The sequence below is a fragment of the Lacrimispora sphenoides JCM 1415 genome (assembly GCF_900105615.1).
Taxonomy (GTDB): Bacteria; Bacillota; Clostridia; order Lachnospirales; family Lachnospiraceae; genus Lacrimispora; species Lacrimispora sphenoides.
In genome coordinates this window covers 5134335-5156674 of record NZ_LT630003.1, presented here as the reverse complement: position 1 = coordinate 5156674, position 22340 = coordinate 5134335, and the positions used below count along the sequence as shown (strand labels likewise).

The following is a 22340-nucleotide window of genomic DNA, read 5'->3' as shown; positions in this document are numbered from 1 at the left end:
TCCAATTCTCCATTAATACCAGTATGGCTCCCAGTCTGTAGAAAGCCGGGTCAATGCCTCCATATAAAAGTAGTCGCCCCAAAGAACACACTCATCGACTCCGTGGTTTGGACATGTGTTATATGCAGAACTCTTTGCATAGGTTCCATGTAACAGAAGACCATTTGATACAGCCGGATCAGTCACCGCGCACTCCGTAACCAGTGCATGCAGAAGCCTTTTCGCCATACCTGTATAATATTCTGCTTCTTCATTAGGAAGATATTTGCTCATCTCAAGCATACCGCAGGCTGCAATAGCGGCTGCAGAAGAGTCCCTTGGTTCATCGCTTCCGTCACTAAAATCAAAATCCCAGTAAGGAACCATGTCCTTAGGCAAATGCTCCAGAAAATAATCCGTTACTTTGCAGAAAATATCAGCATATTCCTCATTTCTAAGAAATTTATAAGCAAGTGCAGATCCGTAGATTCCCCATGCCTGCCCTCTTGCCCAGGCAGAACCATCCCGATACCCCTGATGGGTGACGCCCTTCTTTGGTTCTCCTGTCTCAATATCAAAGAAAAAAGTATGATAAGTGGAATGATCTTCTCTAATAATATTTTTCATTGCAGTTTTAATATGTGCTTCTGCTTTTCTTATGTAGTTTTCCTCTCCAGTCACTTCACCTGCCCAGAAAAGCAGAGGCATATTAAGAAGGCAATCGATAATCATACGGTAATTGTTCTCTTCCCCCAGCTTTCCCCAGGCCTGAAAAAACTGGCCTTTTTCATGAAATCTCGTCATCAGATTATCTGCCGCCATAATAGCAGCCTCCTTACCAGTCGTATTACCCGTAAGTTTGTATGCAGCTACACAGGAGGGGCAGTATAAAAATCCCATGTCATGGTGATTCACCCCTTCCTTTTCTTTGATCCTTCTGTAAAAATCCTTTACTTCGATTTCAGCTGTATTTCTTAATGCCCCATCTCCTGTTTTCTCATAAGCCAGCCATACCTCACCAGTCCAGAACCCAGGTGTCCATTCGTAGTTGGTTCCCTGCTGGTAGAAATTATTCACACTGGCCTCCCGGGGAAATTGTTCCGTAAACTGATTCGTCGCTGATTTGATCAGTTCTGCCGCCTTATCATAGGCAGCTTTTAGCATTCCATCATCAATTTCCTTGTGCTGTAATAGTTCTTCTCTTGTTTGCATATACCGTTCCTCCTCAAGTCAAGTAAAAGATCCCCTTATTCCTTCACTGCTCCGATCATAACTCCCTTTGTAAAGTATTTTTGTAAAAATGGATATACGAATAAAATCGGAACAGTAGCCACCATGATTGTGGCATACTTAATGCTCTGTGCAATGGCCTCCGCATCAGCTCCCGCACCTCCGTTCATCGCCTGTAAATCATTGGATATAAGGATTTCTCTTAAGATAACCTGAAGGGGATATAATTCCCGGTCTCTTAAGATCGCAGAAGCCCAGAACCATGCATTCCATATGGAAACCCCATAATACAGAACCATAACTGCCATAATTGCTTTCGACAACGGCAAAATAATCTTAAACAAAATGGTAATATGACCAGCCCCGTCAATTCTGGCTGCTTCCGTTAAGCTGTCTGGAATGGACTCAAAGGATGTTCTTAAGATAATCATATTATAAGTACTGATCATAAAAGGAATGATGAGTCCCCATCTGCTGTTAATCAAATGCAAATCCTTCAGATTTAAATAAAACGGAATCATTCCTCCTGAGAAAAACATGGTAAACAGCACAAACAGCATCAATGGCTTTTTAAACATAACACCCTTTCTGGAAAAGAAATAAGCTGCAAGTGCAGTCATTACCAGATCCAGAGCAACACCTGCCACCAGAATAAACAGAGTATTTGCATAACCTTTTAAAATCATAGGGTTTTCAAATACCTTCAAATATGCCTGAAGATTAAATCCCAAGGGCTTTAATAAGAATCCTGAATGTGCGATCAGCTGGCTGCTGTCGCTGAACGAAGCCATAGCCACAAACCACATGGGATATAAACAGATTAATGCAACGATAGTCAAAATAATATAATTGACTACATGAAATATTCTCTCTCCGCGGGAAATTTTAACTTTCATCTTTCTCCTCCTTTACCACAGGCTGTTTTCTGTTGTTTTTTTAGAGACCTTATTTGTAATATACAACAGAACACAGTTGATCACAGAATTAAACAGACCAATAGCGGTTGAATAACTCCAATCCTGCTCAATTAAACCTGCACGGTATACATAAGAAGAAATAATATCTGCAGTTTGATAGGTAGACGGATTATATAGCAGAATCGTTTTCTCATATCCCATACTCATCAGGGAACCCATTCTTAAAATCAGCATGATAATAATCGTAGGTGCAATTCCAGGTAACGTTACATTAAGAAGCTGTTTCCATTTCCCTGCGCCATCAATAGAGGCTGCTTCATATAACTGACTGTCAACACCAGATAATGCAGAAAGATAGATAATCGATCCCCAGCCAATCTCCTGCCATATACTGGTGGCTGTATATATTGTACGGAAATACGCAGGATTCTGAAGTAGAGGATTCCGCGTTCCCCCAAACAGCGCAACTATATCATTAAAAAGGCCGGTTGTCAGACAGAAATCCTTAATCATACCACAGGCAACTACCAGTGAAATAAAATGAGGCAGATAGGTAATTGTCTGAGAGAATTTTTTAAATTTAGCATTTTTTACTTCATTCAGCAAAAGGGCCAGAATAATAGGAGCCGGGAACCCAAATATAATACTATAAATACTTAGCAACAGAGTATTTTTCAAAAGCCTTCCAAAATAAGGACTTGTAAAAAATCTGGTAAAATTTTCAAACCCCACCCACTCACTGCCAAATACTCCTTTGGCAGGCGTAAAATCTTTAAATGCAATAATTGCACCATACATCGGTTTATACATAAAAACAGCATAATAAATAAGGACAGGAAGCACCAGCAGATATAACGTCCAGTTTCTCTGTAAATCTTTCCTGATTCTATTGCTCAACGAATTTCCCATCATTCCTTCCATCCCTTCCTTTCATCTGAATACTTGATCCAAAAACTTTGATTTGAAAACAGCCGGGGACTGACTATGCAATCGCCCGGCCATATTTTAATTGGAAATCAACCAGAATTATCTAGCTTCATAACGCTCTAAAGCTGCGTTCTCAATCTCAAGTGCACGGTCCAGTTTCATATCCTTTAAAGTCTGGATATAATTATCCCATTTATCAAAGCTTTCTGTACCAAAGATAAATTTAAGGGTCATTTCATCTATATAAGTTGTAAGCTCATTTGTAATAGTGGCCAGTTCCTTAGATTCCTCCTGGGTTGGAGTGATATTTGGAACTGTATGTTTGTTTGCGTTCGCAACTTCCCATACCTGTGGGCAATCCTTAACGGTAGGAAGCTGTAAATACTGCTCAAGATAGTTAAGATCCTGTACAAATGGACCATTATAATTAGCACGGACGTATTTGGATAAAGACTGTGCCAGTGGCCAGCCATCCGGGTTATTCATAACCAGATCGGTATAAACGGCTTTCCCATCCTTCATCTCATAAGATACACCTTCCACACCATAATTAAATAAGTTATGCCCTGCCTCAGAATAACCGTAATCCAATAATCTGGCTGCCAGTTCTACATTTTTACAGCTGGTGGTAATGGCTGCTCCCACATCAGGGAACTTATTTTCCATATAGCCATATTCAGGTGCAGCACCCTTTTCTAACGTTGGAGTTGGAGTCGGAACCAGCAAATAGTCAGGATTGCTCTTCTGTACGCTTGTCATAAACAGCTGCATACGGCTTGCTGCCCAGCCTACAGAAACACCAGATTTATCACTGGTCATCTTAGCCGTTACCTGATCACCGTTAAGAGTAGCAATATCCTTATCAATTAACCCCTCCTGATACCACTGGTTCATAGTCATCAGATAATCCTTATATCCGTCCTGAGCAGGTGCAAAAGCGATCTTACCCTCATCATCGATGATAAACCATGTAGAGTTTGCAGCTCCTACATGATAGGCGAATGCAAATGGGTTGGACTGTTTGAAGTTGGTCCAGTCAAAACTGATAGGAGCCTCGGCACCCTTCTTTTCCTTAAATGCAGTCAGTACCGTATGCCACTCGTCGATGGTTGTAGGCACTTCAAGTCCCAGTTCTTCCAGCCAATCCTGACGGATGAACCCACCTACTGTATAGCGCAGCTTATCTTCACCGCGGATGAATGGGAATGCAAAATAGTGGCCGTCATCTGTCTTAATCATCTTATCTACATCAGGGTTTTCTGCCAGGTATTTTTTAAGGTTTGGGCAATACATATCAAAAACATCATTTAAAGGAATGATAACTCCATCCTTAATTGCTTTTTCCGGACCGCCTGGATACATCTTTACCCATTGCCACTCCATAATATCAGGGAGATTTCCATCAGCAACAATTAAATTAAACTGTTCCTTAGCCTGGTCAGCACCTGCTGCGGGATGCTGGAACTTAATTGTAACACCGGTCTGTTCCTGTAACGCTTTTCCTAATTCAGTTTCACCTAAATTCGTAAAGTTAGCTGATGCGTTAGGATTTAGCTGAAGCCAATAGGTAAGCTCCCCTCCTTTTGTCAGTGGATAAGATACCTCTCCCCCTGCTTCCGCATTCGAACTGCTTTCCCCGGTTTTTGCTGTTTCCTTTGTCTCCCCTGCCCCTGGGGCCGCCCCTGTTTTACTTCCACACCCTGCCAGCAGAGAGATGGCAGTCGCCGCTGCTACTAATACAGCAATCGGTTTTTTTAAATTTCTCTTCATAATACTTCCTCCTTCTTTTTATGCACATTGCACTTATTTTCTTATATTCTACATGGTACTATGTGCATTTTATATACTCAAATATTGAAAAAGGTTGACAAAATCACATGATCTCATCAACCTTTCTTGACTAAAACTAAAATTCATTTACAATTTATCGAATCTCTACCGTCCATTTTTTAATTGTCCGGGCGTTGCTCCTGTAAATTTCTTAAAGGTTCTGATAAACGTGGAGCTGTCCCGGAAACCTACTCTCTCCGCTACCTCAACCACATTAATCCCCTCTGCCAAAAGTTTCTCTGCCTCATCGATCCGTGTCTGATTGATGACCTTTAAAAGGCTTTCCCCTGTGTACTTTTTATAAATAGAGGATAGATAGGCAGGTGTCATATGAAAATGAAGTCCTGTCTGAGAAATATTTAAGTCAGGATCGCTGAAATTCTCCTGGATATATTTCTGCAGCTTTTCGCACAATTGTTGATTTTGTCCGCACTCTTTGGAGTTGTCCGTGGATTTACACAATTTTTCAACGGCTTCTCCAAACGTTTCCTTGATTTTATCAAGAGGCATTTTTACAGAAATGCGCTTTAGTCCTAAATCTTCATTTGGAATCTCCTCTACTTCCTGTACTCCTTTCATAATTGTTCCCATTAAGTCATACAGAAGGCATTTTAACATATCCAGAGATGCTTTATTTTCCAGAAAATTGACATCTAAAATTTTATTAATATAAGAAGAAGCCAATGCGCTGTTGCGGCTTTTGATTGCTGCTATGATTCGTAGTTCCTGATCAGTTGAATAATCGTATTTTTTATGGGTACTGTTTTTAATTTCCCGGTAACTGATATAATCAGGATCCAGAACAGCCACAAACTCCTCTGCTTCTCTTGCTTCCATATAGGATAAATGAATCCCCTCAAGCCCTTTATGAGCTTCTCCTGCCAATACAACTGTCATAAATCCAAAATTCTCATAGATATATTTCTGCATTGCATCGATGATTTCCTCTAACTTCTCATCATACCCTTCAGAAAGTTCAGGGATATTGACAATCATCGCGACGGTATCTCCCAGCTCCACCTTCTCCATACTGAAGCTGCCTTCAATTCCTTCGCCAAACACATTTCCAATAATAAACTTTCTCAGACTGTTTATTTGTATGTATTCTTCCTGGTTTTCCTCCCGCCCGGAAGTGTCCTTTCCTGTAATAAGAAGTACAAGGTTGCTTTCTTCCCGGAACTTCTTAACAATTGCTTCCCGGTCCGGTGTATCTTTACTTTGTTCAAAGGAATTTATCATCAGATCCGTTAGATAATACTGTTTTACCACTTCCTGGCTCCTGCTCACCATATGTTTAAAATCCGATCGTTCAGCCAGAAGTGAAATGGTTTTTTCCTCCAGATATAAATATTCATTGTCAACAAATATCTCCTGAGTATCATCGTGTTTCCGGAACACTTCCATGAGAACCTTTAATGGATTGTAGTTAATTTTCATCATCCTGGAGGCTGCTCCGAAGCCGGTAAACAGGCAGATAAATATACCAATAACGAAAATATTCCGCATCTTTCCTGCTGAACCGCTTATCATTTTCTCTGGCATCAGCAGAACATATTTCCAATTAAACGTATCGGAAAATACAGTGCGTATAATATAATCTTCCCCATTCCACCTTATTTTCTGATCCCCATCCTGATTTAGATGCTCATATTGGATTCCAATGCTTGAATAATCCTCAGACCGGTTCATAATCTGATTATCCTCATTTATAATCAGCCAATCCAAGCCCGACTCCCAGGAAGCCATTTCAATGCTGCTGTTTAGTGCATCCATATCCAGCCAGATTCCGATCATTGCAGTGGATTCTCCGAATTCTCCTTTTAAGTTGTTCATGGTCAAAAGGAGGGTAGGTCTTCCCTGAGTCCATTTGGAATTCATTGGAATGGAATCACGAAAGTGATATTCAGACAGATGATTTTTCAAAATCTCAGCTGATTTTGTATCTTCCGCTCCAAAACAATAAAGATCGCTATACATGGGAAAATCCATGTTACCAAAGGAAGAGACCACTTTGTTACAGTTCTTAAAATAAACCATGATATCTTTGCAGTAATCGCCGCTTTTATTGATCGTTACCTTAAGATCCATAATTTCATTCTGAATCGTATAAAGCTGATAGGAATTGTCGGACCGAAATTCTCCCTTCACCACAGAAAGCTGCTGTACGTTCTTGTTAAGAGCCAATTGTGTTAAAATATTCTCATAGTATTCCAGCTCTCTGTCACAGGTATTTTTCACAGTCTGAATCAAACTCCGGTTAGAGGTATCCGCTTGTTCCTTTGCAATATAATAAGCATAAAAATAAAACAAAATCCCCATGGAAATCGGGATTAGAAAAATGAAGCCATAAGATAAATACAGCTTTTTATAAGCTTTACCCTTGTTTATCATACTTTTTACTTCCTTCAATCGTATCTTCTTATGGTATATTTTATCATAAATATGCAACTAAATATAGATGTTATGGTCGTTTTTTATAATTAGACCAATTCCTTCCTTAAATTCCATCTTTTATATGTTACAATTCTATTACATAAGTGTTACAATGAAGTTGTTCAAAAAACAAATAATAATAAGGAGGTTACGTATCATGTTCTTTGATTTAAGCTCATGTAACTTAAGCGATTTATTAGATTTAATTTCTCAGTTCTGCAAATAATATTACGAAAAGGTTCAGCCGCCCTCACGGTTGAACCTTTTTTCTGCTATTCTTTATTCTTATTTCCTGCACAAGCAGAAAGGATGCCCTGACGGGTCTAACATTGTGATAAAATCATCGCCGCCGTATTGATCCTCCGCCATAACGGCCCCTAATTTTCTTGCTGCTTCTGACATTTCAAAAACATCGTCAACCTGGAAATCAAAATGCATTTGCTTTTGCTGCTTTTCGTTTTCTTCCGGCCATATCGGCGGGATATACCCTGGTTCTTCTATGAATAAAAATACAATTCCAGTGGAGCTGCGGACAGCTGGCCTTTTCCCGTACCTTAAGGTCAAGTTCCGCATATGATATAACAATAGAAAAAGCAAAGGAGTTTCTTATATGTGCAGCCCATGCATTTTTACCCCATACCGCGATGTAAACTGCAAAGACCTGGCGATCTTCTATGAGGCCACAAGGGAATTACGGGGCGCAACCTATAAGCCCTACCTGGTATCCATTCAAGAGGCCAGGGGAATCAACTTCCGCTTTATCTGCAATTCCTTCATTATGACCCGCCCTCCCCAGAATGCCATAACCATGGTATGCATTTTCAAACCCTTTTGCAAAGAGGGGGAAAAGGAGGAGTTAAGGGCGGTTGTAACTAGTATATGTAAAATGGGATGCTATAAAGGTTAGTGAAAATAAGGTGATTTTATGAAAGCAAAAACCAAGATCGGAGATTGGATATATCCTGCCCCGGTTTTCTTTCATTGGAAGCGGCCTGCCAGATCATGATTTGTACGGATCAAAGCAGGCCGCTTAAGCTTTAATAAGCAAGCCGGTATACATCAATCATCTCTGGTTTCCCCAGTGACCGGATTCCGGGCAAAGTTCTGGTTCCGTAAAAGGAGCATTTATCCGCCAGAATTTCTAAATCCGCTTCCTTTATTCCCGCATTCAGCTCTCTAAGGCTGACAGGCATTCCAAGGCTCTTAAAATATCCTTCCAATCTGTTGATCCCATTAAGAGCCGTTTTTAAAGGCTCTTCAAAGTTCATTTCCTCATTCAATACCCGGACAGCCAGCTGGGCAAACCTCATAGGATCAATTTCGCATACGTACCTGGACCAGGAACAAAACAGGGCAGACAGACCGGCACCATGGGCAATGGCCGGATACATTCCTGACAGCTCATGCTCCAATTGGTGAACCTGCATCATATATTCCCTTCCCAGACCGGTAAGCTCATTATGGGAGAGGCTTCCTGCCCACATAAGGGTTGCACGTGCCTCATAATCCTCTGGATTTTTATCTGCCACAGCTCCCGCTTCCATAACAGAGGTTAATAGCCCTTCTGCGATCCGGTCCGTTAAAGGCGTATCCTTTGTCGTCCCTCCCAGATACCGTTCCAGCGTGTGCATCATGATATCTACGGTTCCGCATCCGGTCTGGAATTTGCTGACAGTAAACGTCAGCTCCGGGTTGCAGATGGCAAACAGAGGACGATGGGTCGGGCTGTTAAACCCTCGCTTTAAGTCCCCCTCTTCATTTGTGATAACACAGGATAAGCTTGTCTCACTCCCTGAAGCAGACAGGGTTAATATGTTTCCGTGGGGAAGTGCTTTTGCCGGAACCTCTTCCTTTAAAAAGAATTTCCAGGGATCAATTTCAGGATTAAGTGCTCCGTCGGCAATGCACTTGGCTGAGTCAATAACACTTCCGCCACCCACTGCCAGAATAAACTCCACATGTTCCCTTCTGCATAACTCCATGCCTTCTTTTGCCAGGGATAAAACCGGATTAGGCTGTACTCCGCCAAAAAGAACATATTCGATTCCATGCTCTCTTAAAGATTCTTCCACCAGCCCAAGCAGGTCGCTTTTTCTTACGCTGCCTCCACCATAATGAATCATGATTTTATGAAATCCATATTCAGAAATGATGGCACCTGCCTTTTTGTGGGAATCACGGCCGAATATCACCCTTGTAGGTACACAATACTCAAAATTATTCATTCTGTCCTCACTTTCCGCTGCGGTTTAATCTTCATGTTCCGCATCATTTTTATTCTTAATAGAAATTATACCACGAACATTTCTTTTTTCCAATATGGACTCTACTCACCTGTTTCCCTTCATATTTTTTATTATCACAGCATATCTTATAAAGGAAAGCCTTAGTAATCTGCTTTCCTTTTTCATATGTAAGTAGTTCGATTCATCTGGCGGCTCATCGAACGGCTGATCTGCTTTTTTCAGTCCGGGCCTGGCTTGCCTTTATTAAAGTAAATCATGCCATGGAATGACAAGGAGAACGCTTATGAACCTATTTAATAAAGATATCAGACTTTCCCATGTATCCAGACACCATATCATCATTTACATAGAAGTCATTATTCTGACATTTCTGCTGGTCTCCTTGTTTTTCATATCCCCAGGCGGGAAGCCCTCATTTCCGGTAGTCAATCAGGACAGTAACGCCAGTCCCTCGGAGGCAAAAAAATTTATAAAATGGGTGGATTTTGATGTGACCGCAAGGGCCATGCAGGAGGCCTTCCGATATGATGTTAATACCTGCCAGTCTGAGCCCCATTTAAACTGGGTGGATTTACTTGCTTATCTTGGTGCCAAGTACGGGGGGGATTTTTCCAGATATTCCACCAAAGATTTAGATGGGCTGGCGGAGCAGCTTCTAGCCGGTAAAACCATGGAAGAACTGACTGCAAAAATGACCCACTATTCCTATTACAGAGAAGCCTATGGAGCGGTGCTTGATGGCCTTGTGGGCCAGTATGATATTCAGATTTCCTCTCAAAATGCACCCCTGTACGCCACTCCTGCCCTCCTTCCCGACGGCACCCAGGATCCGGATAAGGTCTGGGTAAAGAAGTATGGGCTGAAAAGCTTTTCCCCCATTGCCAAGGGCTTCCCCTATAATGATTTTGACGATTTTGGAGTTGCACGCTCTTATGGCTACAGACGACAACATCTGGGGCATGATATGATGGGCCAGGTAGGGACTCCCATCATTGCAGTGGAAAGCGGCTATGTGGAGGCCATCGGCTGGAACCAGTATGGAGGTTGGCGTTTGGGAATACGAAGCTTTGATGGAAAACGGTATTATTATTACGCCCATTTAAGAAAGAATTATCCTTATCATAAATCCTTAAGCCAGGGCAGCATCGTTACGGCAGGAGATGTGATCGGTTATCTGGGACGTACCGGATACAGCAGGAATGAAAACACCAATAATATCAATGAACCTCATCTCCACTTTGGACTTCAGCTTATCTTTGATGAGTCACAAAAGGAAGGCAACAATGAGATCTGGGTCAGCTGCTATGAGCTAACCAAATTTCTTTCCATGAACCGCTCCGAGACGCTTAAGAACCAGGAGACAAAAGAATATAACCGGGTTTATAATATGACGGATCCAGGAATCCCTGATAATTTCATTCCGCCTGAACCTCCTAAAGCAGAAAATTGACCTCTAACTATGACAGGGGCTGTTGCGGCAAGTGCAACAGCCCCTGTATCTGCATACATTCGAGGAGACAGTGTGAAACGCTTTATTTTACTTTTGGCTGCTGCTGGGTGATGCAGTGGATATTTCCGCCGCCAAATGCAACCTCTTCCGTACGTACCCCAACCACTTTGCGGTCCGAATACATTTCCTGGATCTGCTGTAAGGCCAATGCATCATTTTCATCGCCATACTGGGGAACGATCACTCCCCCATTTACGACCAGGAAATTCATATAGGAAGCGATGGAAATCTCGCCGTCTTCTCTTGGAAGGGTACCCTCTACCAAATCAATCGCATCTGCACCATGAAGCAGAACAGGGTTCTTGGTCAGGCAAAGCTTATGTACCTTTAATTTACGGCCCTTTGCGTCTACTGCTTCGGATAATGTTTTATAAGCTTCCTGGGCTTCTCTATAGAAAGGATTCTCTTCATCCTCCGTCCAGATACAGGCAACTTCCCCCGGTCTTACATACTGGGCAACGTCGTCAACATGTCCGTTGGTTTCGTTTGGATCAATGCCATCCTTAATCCAGATAACCTTCTGGCAGTTTAAGTATTGATCCAGCATATCTTCGATTTCTTCTTTTGTCATATGAGGATTTCTTCCCTCACTTAACAGGCACATCTCTGTGGTAATGATGGTTCCCTCTCCGTCTACATGGAAGGAACCGCCTTCCAGAACAAAGCCTTCGGTACGGTAGGAATCGATTCCTTCGATTTCACATACCTTCTGTGCCACAAGATCATCCTGATCCCATGGGAAGTAAAGTCCGTCTACCAGACCGCCCCATGCATTAAAGGTCCAGTCACAGCCTCTGATGCCGCCTTTATCATTGATGACAAAGGTCGGTCCGCAGTCACGGATCCAGGAATCATTGCTTGTCATCTCAACTACCTTTATTTCAGCAGGAAGATGGGCACGGCAGTTCTGATATTGTGCAGGAGATACGCAAACTGTAACCGGCTCAAACTGGAGGATCGCTTTCGCAACCTCAGTAAATACACGCTGTGCCGGCTTTGCGCCGTTTCTCCAGTTATCCGGCCTTTCCGGCCATAACATCCAAACCTGTTCCTGCTCTTCAAATTCTGCAGGCATACGGTATCCATCCTGCTTTGGTGTTGTGTTCTCAATTCTCTTTGCCATAATTTATCCCTTCTCTTTCTTATTTATCTCTTTTTCTGTTTACAATCAGCTCACCAAGTATGAGGAATATCGCTGCCCCGATGGTGATCGGAAGGACTCCTGCCAGAGTTTCCGGATCAAAGCTTAAAGGAACTGCGGTGAAGATCAGCGCAACGATGATCAGCGCCATTGGAACGAATGCCAAAACCCTTAAGAAACCATTGCTTCCCGGAACCTTAAAGGGCCGCTCTGTATCCGGGTCTATCTTTCTAAGCTTTAAGAAGGCCGGAAATACAGGGATATAGGAAAGCAAAAACATAACCAGATTCAGTGCGAAAAAGCACCAGAACAGATCCTGATTAGGAATAAGGGGAGCGATGATAAGAACCATGCTGGCTACCAGTCCATTCATAATGGCAGCGCCAATGGGCATATCATTCTTTTTGCTCCTTATCTTAAATACCGCCGGCATGTCCCCATTCTCTGCCGAATAAGCTGCCACATTGTTTACTCCAAGTGACCAGGAAACCATATTTCCAAAAAGTGTAAGCAGGAAGCCAATGGCAACCACTGTTACAATGATCCCTCTGGTGCTTCCGGTCAAAAGCTGGACGCTTGCAACCAAGCCGGTACTCGTACTGATCTGATCAGCCGGAATCGCAACACCGATTCCAAAGGCCATAAAGATATAGATCGCTGCAATGACAATTCCGCCTGCAATAATCGCCTGAGGAATCTGCTTCTTAGGATTCTCCATATCATCTGCAAAGGTACAAACAACTTCAAATCCAAGGCAGTTAAATAAAATAACTGATATGTAGGATAAGCTGTTTAAATTAAAGCTTGGAATCAAGGAGGCTAAGGTGTATTCATTGGCAACTCCGTGAGTGACCGCACCGTAAATGCCAAGGCAGCCCAGGATTACTGCAATGAGGATTTTAATTACTGCCGCTCCGTTTAAGATCCAGGTACTGTCACAAACGGAAAAAAAGCTGATGAAAACAATGATCCATACAAACGTAAGCTCTATGATCAAGGACGGGAAAAATCCTAGTTGTCCTCCGGTCAAAAGATTAATGACCTCGGGGAACATAAGCGCCAAAGAAGCCATCCAAAGCGGAAAGTTGATCCAGTAGTACCAGGACACCCTTCCTCCCCATTTTTTACCAAAGGCTTTTGACACCCAGTCATATAATCCACCGTCACCCTCATAGGTTGTCCCCAGTTCTGAGGAGATCAAGCCATATGGTAGCAAAAATGCTATTAAGAGGAAAATCCACCAAAAATACTGGGAATTACCAATCGCTGCCACCGGACTTGCTGCTTCTGCCACAAATACAACGCATATAACCGTCATTATGGCATCAATTAACCGAAACTTCTTCTTTGGCGCGTCTGACATCATTCTCCTCCTATCTGATATTTCTATCATCCATGAATTTCTCTAACTGTTCCTTTGCCGCTGCGATCTGAAGCTCGCTTGGAGCCTGATCTCTCTGATACTGGGTAAAGTAAACAAGCAGGCCTCTCATTGCTGTCAGGCGGTTCCCTGCCTCTAAGAACGCTATGGAGCTGTCGCTGTCAAGTACTTCATCGGTCACGTCTTCTCCCCTGGTCGCAGGCAGGCAGTGCATGAATTTGCAGCCGATATTTCCAAGAGACATTAAATCTCTGTTTACCTGATAATCCTTAAATGTAGCAACACGCTCTTCCTTTGGAGTCTCATTTTCATATAGTCCATACCATACGTCTGTATAAATGAAATCTGCTCCCTTTACGCTGTCACGGTTGTCTGTTACTTCCCATGTACCGCCGGAAATCCTGCAGTTTTCTACCATGATCTTTTTGTGCTCTTCCAAAAGCTGATTGTTCTTTGGTCCGTAATGAACGAAATGCATACCAAGCTTTGTGGTGATAAATCCGAGAGAAGCGCATACCTGGGTTCCGTCGCCTACGAAAACAACCTTGCAGTCTTCCAGCTTTTTGCCTCTTGGAAGATGCTCTACGATTGTACAAAGATCTCCGATTTCCTGGGTCGGATGATTGTAATCACTCATACCGTTTAATACCGGGATTGTACATGCTTTGGCTAACTCCACCACGGAGTTGTGTTCAACCACTCTGGCCATTACCACATCGATCAGCTGGGAAAGCACTCTTCCGGTATCGCCGATGGTCTCATGACCGCCAAGCTGAATCATGCCAGGTCCTAAATACTGGGCATGTCCGCCAAGCTGTTCCATCGCTGTTTCAAAAGAAACGCGGGTTCTTGTGGAAGACTGCTGGAAAATCATTCCCAGTGTTTTTCCTTTTAACAGAGGGGGATAATAACCTGCCTTGATGCTTCTTTTAATTGCCAGAGACAGTTCAATGATGTCTAACAACTGCTCCTTAGTAAAATCGTTGGTGTCAATAAAATGTGTAATTCCGTTTGCTTTCATGGCAAAGTCTCCTTATATAAATTTTTATTGTTTATTAATTAAATGTGAATATGGTGCCTGTCTTTCCGTCCAGTGCTTCAACTGCATTGTCAAGGGAAGTGATGATCGCCCGTTTTGACGGATTGGATCTTACAAATTTCATGGCTGCCTGAACCTTGGGAAGCATGCTACCCGGTGCAAACTGTCCTTCCTCACAATACTTGTTCGCTTCCATCAGGCTAAGATGATCCAGATTCCTCTGATCTGGTTTCTTGTAATTGACTGCCACCTTTTCCACTTCCGTTAAAATCACCAGGATATCTGCCTCCACTTCTTCTGCCAGGAGTTCAGCTGCAAAATCCTTATCAATCACTGCTGCCGTTCCATGAAGAGCGCCGGCTGGATCTTCAATGACCGGAATTCCTCCTCCTCCGCAGGTAATGACAATTGCCTTTGGCCACAACTCTTTTACCGCCTCAATCTCCACAATCTTTTTAGGAATCGGAGATGCAACCACCCTGCGGTATCCCCGGCCGGCATCCTCTTTCATAACGTATCCCTTCTCCTCTTCCAGAGCGTGAGCCTCTTCTTTGGTATAGAAAGGTCCGATGGGTTTGGTCGGATTGTGAAAAGCCGGATCGTGTCCGTCTACAATCATCTGGGTAGCGATGGTGACAACAGGAAAGTTCTGATTCCTCTTATTGAGCGCATATTTCAGGCCCTGCTGCAAATGATATCCGATATAACCCTGGGACATTGCCCCGCACACATCAAATGGCATAGGCGGTGTTACATCTTTTGCAGTTTCAGAGGCAAGCAAAATTCTGCCCACCTGAGGTCCGTTCCCATGTACAATAGCCATCTCATAGCCACGTTCATTTAATTCTGCTATATACTCGCAAGTCTTATGAACGACTTCAAGCTGTGCTTTGGCAGTTGCTTCTCCTTTTCCTGACTGCAGTGCATTTCCGCCTAAAGCAAGGACTATTTTCTCTGCCATCAGTAAAACCTCCTTTTGTAATTTTTGATTTGCTGTGATTTGCTTTTGCCGCGTCGTCACAAGATGAAAATAGCAGTTCTCACGCCGGTTGAGAATTCAACCAGGGGTAGATATTTATAACACTTTTAACTCTAATCCACATAAACTTTCCTAAACTTTTGTGCAACATGCACTAAAAAGTAAGCTTTTCAAGAAAAATAGGAGTTGAAAAAACATTTTTATTTGCTATACTGATGATGGGCAGCTTGAGGTCGAACAAAAGTCAGGAGGAATTATGGGAAAAGGTATCTTATTCATTTACAATCTGGTTTTGATCATGATCTACTCCGGAGTCTTTTGGACGTCTTTTTCGCTCTTTTTTAATGGAAAAGAAAAGATCCTGTTATGGGTAGGGATTATATTCGGAGCAGTTTTAACGGATGATATTGTGATTTTTGCATCAGAAATGTTTGGGAATTTTGCAGAATCTTATAATAGGATTTTTATGATCGTTCCGACCCATAAGACCATGATCTACCTGATCCTGTCACTGGGATACTTAACCATCTTCAAACGGCTGTTAAACCGGATGATAACCTACCGTGATTATGGAATTTTAGCAGTATACGTGACTTTCATGCTGTTTGTTCCGGCCATGGACAACAGTGCCTGGAAAATATGGCTCTATTTCCTCCCAAGCCAGCTTTACAACGCTTATATAGGAGCGGAATGTCTAAGAATAATAAAAAAGAATCCTGAGGAATATCAGGACCCTTTCTTTAAATGGTGTAAAAGACTTTTTTATATCACTGTTATCATGAATATCCTCATCATTGCGGAAGATACCATTGTAATCTTTAATTTTGATACTTATTCAAAATATTATATTAATATGAATAACAGGAGTTTAACCTCTGATATTCTATACCTCATTTATGCCTTATTTTCTGCCGGATATCTTATGTACTACATGATGATATTGTTAAAGAATAATACCATTGTTTCGGAAGTAACCAGCAATACCAGGGGAAACCTGCCCTCTGATATAGAAGAAAGTGTTCTGTACCGTTTCAGCGAAGCGAACCATCTTACCGCAAGGGAGAGGGAAATACTGAGAGTGCTTCTCATGGATAAAACCAATCAGGAAATAAGCGATGATCTATACATCTCCCTGGGAACAGCGAAAACGCATGTTCATAATATCTTTCAAAAAATCGGGGTTGTAAAACGCCCTCAGCTTCTCGAGGTTTATGCCGCTTACCGGGATGAACAGCTAAATAAAGAACCAGAAAAAGAAACGCCGTCCCCATAGGCTTTTGCCAGCCAGGGACGGCGTGTTTTATTTTAGAAGATGAATAAATAATCCGCTGCGGAGCTTTGGCTCGAACCATGTGGATTTAGGAGGCATCAAAAGCCCTGCATCCGCCACGGCAAACAGCTCCTGAATGGAGGTGGGGTACATGGAAAATGCCACTTTCATATCCTGGCTGCATCGTTTCTCCAGTTCGTTAAGCCCACGAATCCCTCCGATAAAATCAATTCTCTTATCCGTTCTGGGATCTCCGATTCCCAAAACAGGACCAAGCAGATAATCCTGGAGGATGGATACATCCAGGCCCTTTACCGGATCTGGGGATTTTAAGGAATCGAAAACTTTTAAACAGTACCATTTCCGGTTTAAGTACATACCAAAGGATCCTTTTTCCAAAGGTGCAAAGGCCTCGGTTCCCATACAGGATACTTCAAAGGACTGCCCTGCCTTTTGAAGAAACTCATCTTCTGTAAGGCCGTTTAAATCCTTTACCACCCGGTTATATGGCATGATCATCAGCTGGTCATGGGGAAACAGCACGGAAAGGAAATAGTTAAAGGGTTCTTCTCCTGTATACCCCGGATTCTCCATGCGCCTCTTAAGCCCAACCTTTACAGCGGAAGCCGCCCTGTGATGGCCATCTGCAATATAAGTAGAGGGGATCGTCTGGAAAGCCTTCTCGATCAGGGAGATGCTGTCTTTGTCATGGATCTGCCATACCCTGTGACTGATCCCGTCTTCTGCCGTAAAATTATACAAAGGCTCAGTGTCTGTTATTAAATTCACAATTTTATTGACCGTTTCATTGGAACGGTAGGCCAGAAAAATGGGGCCGGTCTGTGCATCGGTGGTATCCACATGGCGGATCCGGTCCACTTCCTTTTCCTCTCTGGTGTTTTCGTGTTTTTTTATGACTCCATTCACATAATCATCAATGGAAGAACAAGCCACGATTCCCGTCTGACGCCTTCCGTCCATCGTAAGTTCATAGATATAATAGGCTTCCAGACAATCTTTTTTAAGAGTCCCGTCCTCGATCCAGCTTTTCAGCATTTCCCTGGCTTTTTCATAAACACGGTCATCATAGATATCCACATCATCAGAAAACTGGGTCTCCGGCCTGTCAATGTTTAAAAATGACCTTGGGTTGGCTGCCGTTACCTGGCAGGCCTCCTTACGGCTGTATACGTCATAGGGAAGGGCTGCCACCTGACTGGCATACCGTTCATCAGGCCTAACGCATTGAAATGGTTTTACAATTGCCATAATATCTCCTTTATTTGTTTACAGTTCAGTCATGCAGAAACATGTATGTAATTTGTGCTTAGTGAGCTAGCTCACCGCACAAATTACATACATGTTTCTATAGGGCTGACGCCCGGCATGAATCATTTAGCGGCCCATATCTTTCCCCTTTGGAAATACATCTACCCGCTAAATGATTTATGACATGACTTAACTCCTACACTATTTAACTACCCTCACCCGGAGTACGCCCTTTATTTCACTTAGTTTACTTATGCTCTCTTCATCCGGAACGCTTTCCAAGTCGAGCAGGGTATATGCGTACTTTTCACGGCTTTTGTTGGTCATATCAGAGATGTTCATATCTCCTGCTGCCAGGGTTCCTGTAATCTGCCCGATCATGTTTGGGATATTTAAGTGAAGCACTGCGATACGGCTTGCTGCCTTGCACACTCCCATATCACAGGCAGGAAAGTTTACGGAATTGCGGATATTCCCGTTATCAATGTAATCCACGATCTCTTCTACCGCCATTTTGGCACAGTTATCCTCAGATTCCTCGGTAGAAGCCCCTAGGTGAGGGATAACGATGGCTCCTTCCATATGAACGGATTTTGGATTGGGGAAATCCGTCACATACTTTTTCACCTTGCCGGTTTTTAAGGCTTCTGCCATATCATCCTCATTCACCAGGACGTCTCTTGAGAAGTTTAAGACCACAACGCCATCCTTCATACGTTCAAGAGCCGCCTTATTCACCATTCCTTTTGTGGAATCAATTAACGGCAGGTGAAGGGTTATGTAATCGCATTCCTGGTAAATGGTATCTACGGATGTGATGTGCTTGATATTTCTGGAAAGCTTCCATGCCGCATTTATGGAAATGTAGGGATCATACCCATAAACCTCCATCCCTAAGGAAGTGCAGGCATTGGCCACTTCCGCACCAATGGCTCCAAGTCCGATGACGCCCAGCTTCTTTCCTTTAATTTCATATCCTGCAAAGGCTTTTTTAGCTACTTCCGCAGATTTTGCAATATTCTCATCATCCTTATTGTCTTTACACCAGCGGATGCCTCCTTCAATATCCCTGGAAGCCAGCATAAGGCCTGCAATGACCAGCTCCTTGACTCCGTTGGCATTGGCTCCCGGTGTATTGAACACCACGATTCCCTTTGCGGCACACTCATCCAGGGGGATGTTATTGACTCCTGCTCCAGCTCTTGCAATGGCTAAAAGATCCTCAGGGAATTCAAGCTCGTGCATGGAAGCGCTTCGGACAAGGACACCATCCGCTTCTTTTATGTCATCTGTTAAGGTATAATCTTCTGTCAGCAATGCGGTTCCGCAGCTGGAAACCGCATTGAGGCAATGAATTTTTCTCATCATGTCTCCTCTCTTAACTGTATGGTCATTTCCCATGCTTTGCTTCAAAATCCTTCATAAAGGAAACCAGCTTCTCCACACCTTCTATGGGCATGGCGTTATAAATGCTGGCACGCATACCACCTACGCTCCGGTGGCCTTTTAAGTTTTCAAAACCTGCTGCCTTTGATTCCTTTACAAACAGTGCATCCAGTTCCTCGCTTCCGGTCACAAAGGGTACATTCATCAGAGAACGGTCTTCCTTTACTACAGTACCGGTAAACATCTTGCTCTGGTCCAGATAATCATATAAAATGGCTGCCTTTTTTTCATTGAGTTCTTTCATGGCTTCCAGACCGCCAAGGTTTTTTAACCACTTAAACACCTTTCCGCAGATATAGATTCCATAAGCCGGCGGTGTGTTATAAAGAGATTTCTCATCGGCATGAGTCTTATATCGGAGCATGGTAGGCGTTCCCGGAAGCACATCCTCTGTGATCAAGTCTTCCCGGATGATGGCGATGACCACGCCTGCAGGCCCTACGTTCTTCTGGGCGCCTGCAAAAATCAGGCCGTATTTTGAGATGTCAATAGGTTCCGATAAGAAACAGGAGGAGAGATCGGCAACAAGTGTTTTTCCTTTTGTATTTGGCAATGTTTTAAACTTAGTCCCGTAAATTGTGTTATTTTCACAGATATAAACGTAATCCGCATCATCAGAAATCGGCAGATCCGAAACATCCGGGATATAACTGAAGGTCTTGTCGGCGCTTGACGCAACCGCATTGGCCGTACCGTAAAGCTTTGCTTCCTGGTATGCCTTCTTAGCCCACTGTCCCGTAATGATGTAATCCCCTACGCGATTCTTGAATAAGTTCATGGGAACCATAGCAAACTGCTGGGAGGCTCCGCCCTGTAAAAATAATACCTTGTAATTGTCCGGAATCTTCAATAAATCCCGTAAATCCGCTTCTGCATCACCGATGATGGATTCGAACATCTTAGACCTGTGGCTCATCTCCATGACTGACATACCACAACCTCTGTAATCCATCATCTCCTCTGCGGCTTCTCTCAGGACTTCTTCCGGCAGCACAGCAGGCCCTGCGGAAAAATTGTACACTCTGCTCATAATCTTCCTCCTCATACTTTTGTCTTAAATCTTTAAGTCTTCTGCGTCAAACGCATCCTGGATGGGCGCTCCCGGTGATACCATTGGGAATACCTTGTCATCACAATGAATCTGACAATCTATAACAACAGGAACGTTTAACTCTATAGCTTCTCTGAGGACAGGCTCAAAATCGTCCTTACTGGTCACACGGTAAGCCTTAGCTCCCAGCCCTTCCGCTACCTTTACAAAATCCACCTGATCATTTAGAACTGTATGTGAATATCTCTTTCCATAGAACAGGGTCTGCCACTGACGGACCATGCCTAACACGTGGTTGTTTAAAACCACCTGAATGATGGGAATATTGTAGCGGGTCGCCGTGGCGATCTCATTCATATTCATACGGAAACATCCGTCTCCTGCCACGTTAATGACTACCTTATCCTTGCAACCCAGCTTTGCTCCCAGGGAAGCCCCCAGGCCATAGCCCATGGTTCCAAGACCACCAGAGGAAAGGAAGCTTCTGGGATATTTATACTGGTAGAACTGGGCAGCCCACATCTGATGCTGGCCTACCTCAGTTGTAATGATGGCGTCTCCCTGTGTGATCTCATAAATCTTTTCAATGATATAGGGACCGGTCAGCGCGCTCTTATCAAAGCGCATGGGATACATATCCTTCAACCGGTCAATGTGGGCCAGCCACTCTTCATGATTGATGGGATCCAAACGGGCATTCAGCTTTCTTAAGATCACTTTTACATCACCGACGACGCTGGCATATGTCTTAACGTTCTTATTGATCTCCGCCGGGTCTACATCAAACTGAAGGATCTTTGCCCTCTTGGCAAACTTGGCGGCATTACCGGTCACCCGGTCACTGAACCGGGCACCCACTACGATCAATAAGTCACATTCCGTAATTCCAAAATTAGAGGTCTTGGTCCCATGCATTCCTACCATTCCGGTATACAATTCATCGGTTCCGTCGAAAGCTCCTTTTCCCATAAGACTGTCTGCCACCGGGGCCTGAATTTTGTGGGCAAAGGAAGAAAGCTCCTCCGAGGCATTGGCAGCAACCGCCCCTCCTCCTACGAAGATATAAGGCTTCTGGGATTTCCGGATCAGCTGCAGCGCTGTCTCTAAATCCTCCTCGGTTATGGTATCCTCCTGCCTTTTTACCGGCTCCGGAGTCTGGGATTCATATTCAAAGGTGCCGGCGGTTACATCCTTTGTGATGTCCACCAGCACAGGTCCCGGTCTTCCGGTCTGTGCGATCTGGAAGGCCCGGCGGATGGTATCAGCCAGCTTTGTTATATCTTTAACAATGAAGTTGTACTTTGTAATAGGCATGGTCACACCGGTGATATCGATCTCCTGGAAGCTGTCTCTTCCCAGGAGGCTCACTGCCACGTTGCACGTAATGGCAACCATTGGGATGGAATCCATAAATGCGGTGGCAATTCCGGTTACCAGGTTGGTGGCTCCAGGCCCTGAGGTGGCCAGACAAACTCCCACCTTGCCGGTGGCTCTTGCATATCCGTCTGCCGCATGGGCTGCGCCCTGTTCATGGGAGGTCAGGATATGGGTGATCTCATCTTGATGTTTATAAAGGGCATCGTATATATTTAAGATCGTACCGCCCGGATATCCAAAAACAGTATCCACTTCCTGCTCTTTCAGGCATTCGATCACAATCTCTGCTCCTGTCAATGTCTTCATAGGCTGCTC

At 43.5% G+C, this 22340-nt stretch carries 18 protein-coding genes; 3 read left to right on the top strand and 15 right to left on the bottom strand.

The genetic code is table 11. The annotated features are described in order from the left end of the window. Window positions 1-12 precede the first annotated feature (12 nt). The 6 genes from BMX69_RS23295 to BMX69_RS23270 all read right to left on the bottom strand — a co-directional run bounded on the left by BMX69_RS23295 (window position 13) and on the right by BMX69_RS23270 (window position 7889). Window positions 13-1191 (bottom strand): glycoside hydrolase family 88 protein, encoded by a 1179-nt coding sequence (locus BMX69_RS23295; RefSeq protein WP_100043667.1) that lies wholly within the window; start codon window positions 1189-1191, stop codon window positions 13-15. A 35-nt stretch (window positions 1192-1226) separates the two neighbouring features. Then, a complete protein-coding gene (locus BMX69_RS23290) occupies window positions 1227-2105 on the bottom strand; it encodes a carbohydrate ABC transporter permease (protein ID WP_054791741.1) in 879 nt (292 codons plus the stop codon). Between the two features lie 12 nt (window positions 2106-2117). After that, window positions 2118-3038, bottom strand: coding sequence for an ABC transporter permease (locus BMX69_RS23285; protein WP_100043924.1), 921 nt, complete (start codon window positions 3036-3038; stop codon window positions 2118-2120). Window positions 3039-3152: 114 nt separating this feature from the next. After that, window positions 3153-4823, bottom strand: a complete 1671-nt coding sequence (locus tag BMX69_RS23280) for a type 2 periplasmic-binding domain-containing protein (protein ID WP_100043666.1) — start codon at window positions 4821-4823, stop codon at window positions 3153-3155. A gap of 165 nt (window positions 4824-4988) precedes the next feature. Further along, window positions 4989-7274, bottom strand: a complete 2286-nt coding sequence (locus tag BMX69_RS23275) for a helix-turn-helix domain-containing protein (RefSeq protein ID WP_100043665.1) — start codon at window positions 7272-7274, stop codon at window positions 4989-4991. Between the two features lie 327 nt (window positions 7275-7601). After that, a complete protein-coding gene (locus BMX69_RS23270) occupies window positions 7602-7889 on the bottom strand; it encodes a VOC family protein (protein ID WP_160117925.1) in 288 nt (95 codons plus the stop codon). Between the two features lie 37 nt (window positions 7890-7926). On the opposite strand from BMX69_RS23270, the gene BMX69_RS23265 reads away from it, so the two are divergent. Continuing rightward, entirely contained in the window at window positions 7927-8223 is a 297-nt protein-coding gene (locus tag BMX69_RS23265; RefSeq protein WP_025231402.1) for a hypothetical protein, read from the top strand. A gap of 130 nt (window positions 8224-8353) precedes the next feature. Here the strand turns inward: BMX69_RS23265 and BMX69_RS23260 are convergent, their stop codons facing one another. Continuing rightward, complete coding sequence (locus tag BMX69_RS23260; RefSeq protein ID WP_054791737.1) at window positions 8354-9541, bottom strand: iron-containing alcohol dehydrogenase; 1188 nt, start codon at window positions 9539-9541, stop codon at window positions 8354-8356. A 304-nt stretch (window positions 9542-9845) separates the two neighbouring features. Here BMX69_RS23260 and BMX69_RS23255 point away from each other — a divergent pair, with 304 nt between their 5' ends. After that, window positions 9846-11012, top strand: a complete 1167-nt coding sequence (locus BMX69_RS23255) for a M23 family metallopeptidase (RefSeq protein ID WP_100043664.1) — start codon at window positions 9846-9848, stop codon at window positions 11010-11012. An 82-nt stretch (window positions 11013-11094) separates the two neighbouring features. On the opposite strand, the gene aguA is transcribed toward BMX69_RS23255, so the two are convergent. Genes aguA through arcC form a run of 4 tightly spaced genes read right to left on the bottom strand, consistent with a single transcriptional unit; the run spans window position 11095 to window position 15594 of the window. Continuing rightward, window positions 11095-12195, bottom strand: a complete 1101-nt coding sequence (gene aguA / locus BMX69_RS23250; RefSeq protein ID WP_054791736.1) for an agmatine deiminase — start codon at window positions 12193-12195, stop codon at window positions 11095-11097. Between the two features lie 19 nt (window positions 12196-12214). After that, window positions 12215-13579, bottom strand: a complete 1365-nt coding sequence (locus tag BMX69_RS23245; protein ID WP_197678654.1) for an APC family permease — start codon at window positions 13577-13579, stop codon at window positions 12215-12217. A gap of 7 nt (window positions 13580-13586) precedes the next feature. Then, the gene (ptcA, locus tag BMX69_RS23240; RefSeq protein WP_054791735.1) at window positions 13587-14615 is read right to left on the bottom strand and encodes a putrescine carbamoyltransferase; all 1029 of its coding nucleotides are present in this window, start codon (window positions 14613-14615) and stop codon (window positions 13587-13589) included. Between the two features lie 34 nt (window positions 14616-14649). Continuing rightward, complete coding sequence (arcC, locus tag BMX69_RS23235) at window positions 14650-15594, bottom strand: carbamate kinase (RefSeq protein ID WP_054791734.1); 945 nt, start codon at window positions 15592-15594, stop codon at window positions 14650-14652. Between the two features lie 274 nt (window positions 15595-15868). Between arcC and BMX69_RS23230 the strand changes: the two genes are divergently transcribed. Further along, a complete protein-coding gene (locus BMX69_RS23230) occupies window positions 15869-16885 on the top strand; it encodes a helix-turn-helix domain-containing protein (protein ID WP_100043662.1) in 1017 nt (338 codons plus the stop codon). 27 nt (window positions 16886-16912) lie between these two features. Here the strand turns inward: BMX69_RS23230 and BMX69_RS23225 are convergent, their stop codons facing one another. The 4 genes from BMX69_RS23225 to ilvB form a co-directional block, all read right to left on the bottom strand. Further along, a complete protein-coding gene (locus tag BMX69_RS23225) occupies window positions 16913-18151 on the bottom strand; it encodes a DUF1015 domain-containing protein (protein WP_100043661.1) in 1239 nt (412 codons plus the stop codon). A 201-nt stretch (window positions 18152-18352) separates the two neighbouring features. Next, window positions 18353-19516, bottom strand: a complete 1164-nt coding sequence (locus BMX69_RS23220) for a phosphoglycerate dehydrogenase (RefSeq protein WP_054791761.1) — start codon at window positions 19514-19516, stop codon at window positions 18353-18355. A 25-nt stretch (window positions 19517-19541) separates the two neighbouring features. Further along, complete coding sequence (gene serC / locus BMX69_RS23215) at window positions 19542-20627, bottom strand: 3-phosphoserine/phosphohydroxythreonine transaminase (RefSeq protein WP_025231393.1); 1086 nt, start codon at window positions 20625-20627, stop codon at window positions 19542-19544. Between the two features lie 24 nt (window positions 20628-20651). Further along, a complete protein-coding gene (gene ilvB, locus BMX69_RS23210; RefSeq protein ID WP_100043660.1) occupies window positions 20652-22331 on the bottom strand; it encodes a biosynthetic-type acetolactate synthase large subunit in 1680 nt (559 codons plus the stop codon). Between the last annotated feature and the right edge of the window lie 9 nt (window positions 22332-22340).

Coding starts and splice junctions, on each gene's coding strand:
- arcC (WP_054791734.1), bottom strand. CDS start 15,594: ATGGCAGAGAAAATAGTCCTTGCTTTAGGCGGAAATGCACTGCAGTCA.
- ptcA (WP_054791735.1), bottom strand. CDS start 14,615: ATGAAAGCAAACGGAATTACACATTTTATTGACACCAACGATTTTACT.
- BMX69_RS23290 (WP_054791741.1), bottom strand. CDS start 2,105: ATGAAAGTTAAAATTTCCCGCGGAGAGAGAATATTTCATGTAGTCAAT.
- BMX69_RS23230 (WP_100043662.1), top strand. CDS start 15,869: ATGGGAAAAGGTATCTTATTCATTTACAATCTGGTTTTGATCATGATC.
- serC (WP_025231393.1), bottom strand. CDS start 20,627: ATGAGCAGAGTGTACAATTTTTCCGCAGGGCCTGCTGTGCTGCCGGAA.
- BMX69_RS23255 (WP_100043664.1), top strand. CDS start 9,846: ATGAACCTATTTAATAAAGATATCAGACTTTCCCATGTATCCAGACAC.
- BMX69_RS23270 (WP_160117925.1), bottom strand. CDS start 7,889: ATGCGGAACTTGACCTTAAGGTACGGGAAAAGGCCAGCTGTCCGCAGC.
- BMX69_RS23275 (WP_100043665.1), bottom strand. CDS start 7,274: ATGATAAACAAGGGTAAAGCTTATAAAAAGCTGTATTTATCTTATGGC.
- ilvB (WP_100043660.1), bottom strand. CDS start 22,331: ATGAAGACATTGACAGGAGCAGAGATTGTGATCGAATGCCTGAAAGAG.
- BMX69_RS23265 (WP_025231402.1), top strand. CDS start 7,927: ATGTGCAGCCCATGCATTTTTACCCCATACCGCGATGTAAACTGCAAA.
- BMX69_RS23295 (WP_100043667.1), bottom strand. CDS start 1,191: ATGCAAACAAGAGAAGAACTATTACAGCACAAGGAAATTGATGATGGA.
- BMX69_RS23285 (WP_100043924.1), bottom strand. CDS start 3,038: ATGATGGGAAATTCGTTGAGCAATAGAATCAGGAAAGATTTACAGAGA.
- aguA (WP_054791736.1), bottom strand. CDS start 12,195: ATGGCAAAGAGAATTGAGAACACAACACCAAAGCAGGATGGATACCGT.
- BMX69_RS23280 (WP_100043666.1), bottom strand. CDS start 4,823: ATGAAGAGAAATTTAAAAAAACCGATTGCTGTATTAGTAGCAGCGGCG.
- BMX69_RS23260 (WP_054791737.1), bottom strand. CDS start 9,541: ATGAATAATTTTGAGTATTGTGTACCTACAAGGGTGATATTCGGCCGT.
- BMX69_RS23220 (WP_054791761.1), bottom strand. CDS start 19,516: ATGAGAAAAATTCATTGCCTCAATGCGGTTTCCAGCTGCGGAACCGCA.
- BMX69_RS23225 (WP_100043661.1), bottom strand. CDS start 18,151: ATGGCAATTGTAAAACCATTTCAATGCGTTAGGCCTGATGAACGGTAT.
- BMX69_RS23245 (WP_197678654.1), bottom strand. CDS start 13,579: ATGATGTCAGACGCGCCAAAGAAGAAGTTTCGGTTAATTGATGCCATA.